The organism is Phenylobacterium aquaticum (genome assembly GCF_947378715.1).
In the GTDB taxonomy this organism is placed as follows: Bacteria; Pseudomonadota; Alphaproteobacteria; order Caulobacterales; family Caulobacteraceae; genus Phenylobacterium; species Phenylobacterium aquaticum_A.
In genome coordinates this window covers 1-3859 of record NZ_CANCLE010000245.1, presented here as the reverse complement: position 1 = coordinate 3859, position 3859 = coordinate 1, and the positions used below count along the sequence as shown (strand labels likewise).

Genomic DNA, 3859 nt, shown 5'->3' with positions numbered 1-3859 from the left:
TCCCCGGGCGGGCCGCCCCGGCTGGCGCCCCAGTCGCCGGCGGTGAACACCAGGTGGTCGAGGCCGCCCTGGGCGGCGAAGAAGGCCGCGACGCTGGCCTCGTCGGTGACGTCTATGGCCTGGCCGGTGGCGGCGCCGCCCAGCCGGGCGACGGCGGCGGTGACATTGGCCGGCTGGCTGGAGCCGATGATCACCCGGGCGCCCTGGGCCTGGGCCGCCTCGGCCACGCCGAAGCCGATGCCGGAGGCGCCGCCGATGACGACGACGGTCTGGCCTGCGAGTGATGCGCTCATGGTGGTCTGCTCCCTGTTGGGCGCCACTATGCGTCGCGCCGGCCGGGCTTTACAGAGGGCGCCGCAAAGCGAGGAGCGGCCGATGATCCCCGAGGATGACGACGCCGACGGCGGCGGGTTCGACGTCGATGACTGGACGCGGCTGAAGCCGTTCGAGGGCCGGGTGGCGACGCTGGACGATGTGCAGGCCAGGCGGGCGGTGTTCGCGCTCGGCGACACCACCGATCCGCGGGTGCTGGAGATGGAGCTGCCGCAGCCCCTGATCTGGTGGGAGGACGACGGCGAGCAGGCGGCGGTGGCGGTGCAGGCCGAGCGCCATGTGGGGACGGGCGGCGAGGTGATGGAGGTGCTGGGCCTGATCCTGCCGGACGGTGATTCCGCCGTGGCCCTGCTGGACGACTGCGACCTGGTCGATGACACCGACCCGACCTGGCGCGCCCTGGTGGCCAGCGCGGTGGACGGGATCGGGCTGGACGACGACTAGGCTCAGACCGGCGGGGCCGGGGCCGGGGGGCTGAGCATGGGGGCCAGGCAGCTCATGTCGACGTCCTTGAGGCTGGGCACGGTCTGCAGCAGGGCGACGCCGTTCCTGACCCGGCGCTTCTGGGACAGCACCAGGGCGAGGTTGCCGCTGGTGGCGTCCTTGGAGGCGGGATTGCGCGTGGTCATCACCTCGCAGGCGCCGAGCGCGCCGACCGGCCGGGCCAGGGCCTTGCCGGTGACATTCTCCAGGTCGATGGCGAACATGCCCAGCGCCGTGCGCTCGGCCGGCGGCCAGTCGGGATAGGCCTTGTCGAGCCGCGCGCCCCAGGTCTGGGCGGCCTCGATGATATAGGCGGCGTGGGACTCGACCAGCAGGGCCTTGTCCTGCGGCCGCGACAGCTCGCTGTTGGCGATCCTGCCGTCCTTGCCGTACCAGCGATTGACGGTGGCCACGTCCCACTTGCGCACCGGGCGGCGATAGCGGGCGTCCTTGCCGACGGTCTTGGGCAGGAGCTTGCCGACCAGGGCCTTGGCCTGGGCGTTGCCGGTCCCGAAGTCCAGCTGGCGGATGCCGGTGCTGACCCCGGAATTCTCATAGATGGCGTCGCTGATCCGGAAGGCGTCGCGGGAGATCTCCGGATTGGGCGGCCGGGTCTCGTTCATCTCGATCAGCCGGTGGGCGACGCAGACCAGGTCGTCGGGCTTGTCGTCGCAGGCATAGCCGAGCTGGGCGACGAGGGCGGCCTGGAGATCGGCGCCGGTGGGCAGGGGGCCCATGGGGAAGCCCTGGTTCAGGGTGTTGCGGCGATAGACCCTGAGCGCCGCCAGCATATAGGCCTCGGCCACCCAGCGCCGGTCGTTGGAGCCCTTGGCCAGCCGGTCATAGCGGGCGGCGTAGGCGGTGGTCATGGGCCAGGCCTTCTTGCCCCCCGACGAGGCGCCGAACCGGCTGGGGAAGATCCAGAAGAACTGGCCGCTGGGGTCGGCGTCCTGGATCCAGGCGGCGGTGACGGTCTTGGGGTCGAAGTCCAGCAGGAAGCGCTTCTGCTCGACGCTGGCCCGCAGGGTCCCGTCGGGCAGGGTCTCGATCGCCGGCTTGTAGAGCACCGGGATCAGGGCGTTGCAGCTGGTCTTGGGATTGAACCCCGGGCGGTTCTCGATGCGCAGGCCGAGCACGGGGGCGTCGTCGGTGTAGCGGCCCCGAAGGCCCGTCAGGCTGGTCAGGTCGCGCGACAGGTCGATGGGGATGGTCTCGCCGGCCCGGGCGCCGGCGTCGAGGACGGCGTCGTCCTCCGGCGGGGCGGGGTCGTCGGCCGGGTCGGTGACCAGCTCGGTGGCGTCCTCGGCGACAATGCCGTCGGCGGAGTTGCAGCGGGCCGCAGCGATCCCCGGCGCGGCCAGCGCCAGGACCAGGGCCAGGCCCACGCAACCCAGCCACTTTGAACCCGCCATCCGTCGCCCCCGCGATCGATCGCCCAGAACATCCGGGGCGACGTTAACCTTTCGCCGCTCGGGCGTGCAATCGCCCTCTGCAACCAGGCGAGCGGCCGGGCGGGATCGCCCGGTTTCGGGTCAGGTCGGGGCGGGGGAGCAATCAGGCTCAGGTCATATGCCATAGCCCTCGCCCCGCTTGCGGGGAGAGGGTTGGGTGAGGGGCCCTTGCCGGGGCGCCGCGCACGCTGGGCCGCCGCAAGACGCTCCGCTTCGCGGTGCGCCCCTCACCCTGCCCTCTCCCCATTTCATGGGGCGAGGGTTCCTTGTCGCGAGAGAGCCGCTTCGGGGCTGGGCGTCACGTCCCTGCGGCCTGCGCCATCCTTGCGCCGGGGATCAGGTCGTCGGCCAGGAAGGGGGTGACGACCGCCAGGGCGCGGGCGACATAGGCCTCCTTCTCGCCGACCGGGGCGACATAGTGCATGGCCTGCTCGGCGTCGGCCAAGGAGGCCAGGCGCGCGATCATCCAGGTCGCCAGATATTGCGACGCCAGGCAGCCGCCGGCGGTCGCCACATTGCCGTGGGCGACGAAGGGGGCGTCCAGCACCTCGACCCCGGCCTCGATGACCCAGGGCTTGGTGGTCAGGTCGGTGCAGGCCGGCAGGGCGCCGATCAGGCCGAGCTTCGCCAGCAGCAGGGTTCCGGAGCACTGGGCGCCGATCAGCTGGCGGGCGGGGTCGAGCCGGATGCGGGCCAGCATCGCGGGATCGGCGGCGATCTGGCGCGTGCGGACGCCGCTGCCGATCAGCACGGCGTCGGCCTCGGCGGCGAACTCCAGGGGACGCTGACGGTGGACGGTGACCCCGTTCAGCGAGGTGACCTCGGGGGTCGGCGAGGTGATGTGGGCCGCCCAGCCCTTGGCCTTCAGCCGGTTCAGGATCGAGGCGGCGACGAAGGAATCCAGCTCGTTGAACCCATCAAAGGTGAGAACGGCGATCTGCACGGGCGGCTCCGGGGCGGGGGCGGGGGAGGTCGCGTTCCTACACCCAAACCTTGCGGGGGTAACGGAGGGTGTGGGGGCGGGGCGGGGTGTGACGGCTGGCGCTCATGCGGCCGGGGACTGGCGGGGGCAGGGGTGGCGAGAGCTGCACCGGCATTAGCAGAGGTTTCGAACAGCGGGGAGGGGTGGAAGGCCGGCCATCCTGCACGGCACCACGCCATCGCGGCTTTGCGCCAACAGCGGACGATGGGTGGCTTCCAAAGACACGACATTCCAGTGCCACCGACGCAAAATAAATCGTGACCGTCCTCAGCAGTCCCTGCCTGTATGAGCCAGCTATGTACAGCAAACGCAGATGCGTTTGTTCCCAGGCTTTCAACCCTACAGGGTGACGCCATCCGGCAAAATGTCGTCATCACTAACCGACACGTCCTGCAGCCGCTCGGTCAGGCTGTCGAGTTCCGCGCTGCTGAACGGGGTGAGCGCCGCCGGATTGCTCGTCATGTCCTTTTCGAGGAAGGCGAGATAGGCGGAGATAACCGGATCCGGCGTGTCGATCTCGGCGGCGTCGGGCGCCTCCTCCACGGACACGAGGGCTTGGCCCGGGCCAATGTGATGGACGCGCAGCTTCGCCCTCACCCGGAATTCCGGG

Annotated in this window: 5 protein-coding genes; 1 reads left to right on the top strand and 4 read right to left on the bottom strand. The window is 70.8% G+C overall.

Annotation, left to right across the window (positions count from 1 at the left end; translation table 11 throughout):
* On the bottom strand, positions 1-293 hold a 293-nt coding region (locus Q7P21_RS19870), incomplete at its 3' end, for an SDR family NAD(P)-dependent oxidoreductase (protein ID WP_304180049.1).
* 82 nt (positions 294-375) lie between these two features.
* Between Q7P21_RS19870 and Q7P21_RS19865 the strand changes: the two genes are divergently transcribed.
* The gene (locus Q7P21_RS19865) at positions 376-777 is read left to right on the top strand and encodes a hypothetical protein (protein WP_304180047.1); all 402 of its coding nucleotides are present in this window, start codon (positions 376-378) and stop codon (positions 775-777) included.
* A gap of 2 nt (positions 778-779) precedes the next feature.
* Here the strand turns inward: Q7P21_RS19865 and Q7P21_RS19860 are convergent, their stop codons facing one another.
* From Q7P21_RS19860 to Q7P21_RS19850, 3 genes are all read right to left on the bottom strand, one after another.
* Positions 780-2228 (bottom strand): hypothetical protein, encoded by a 1449-nt coding sequence (locus tag Q7P21_RS19860; RefSeq protein ID WP_304180045.1) that lies wholly within the window; start codon positions 2226-2228, stop codon positions 780-782.
* Between the two features lie 337 nt (positions 2229-2565).
* Positions 2566-3210, bottom strand: a complete 645-nt coding sequence (locus Q7P21_RS19855; protein WP_304180043.1) for a DJ-1/PfpI family protein — start codon at positions 3208-3210, stop codon at positions 2566-2568.
* Positions 3211-3588: 378 nt separating this feature from the next.
* Positions 3589-3859: hypothetical protein (locus Q7P21_RS19850; RefSeq protein ID WP_304180041.1), on the bottom strand; the 271-nt coding region annotated here is incomplete at its 5' end.

Excerpts from the sequence above, each read along its gene's own strand:
- Q7P21_RS19865 (WP_304180047.1), top strand. The coding sequence starts at position 376 with ATGATCCCCGAGGATGACGACGCCGACGGCGGCGGGTTCGACGTCGAT.
- Q7P21_RS19860 (WP_304180045.1), bottom strand. The coding sequence starts at position 2,228 with ATGGCGGGTTCAAAGTGGCTGGGTTGCGTGGGCCTGGCCCTGGTCCTG.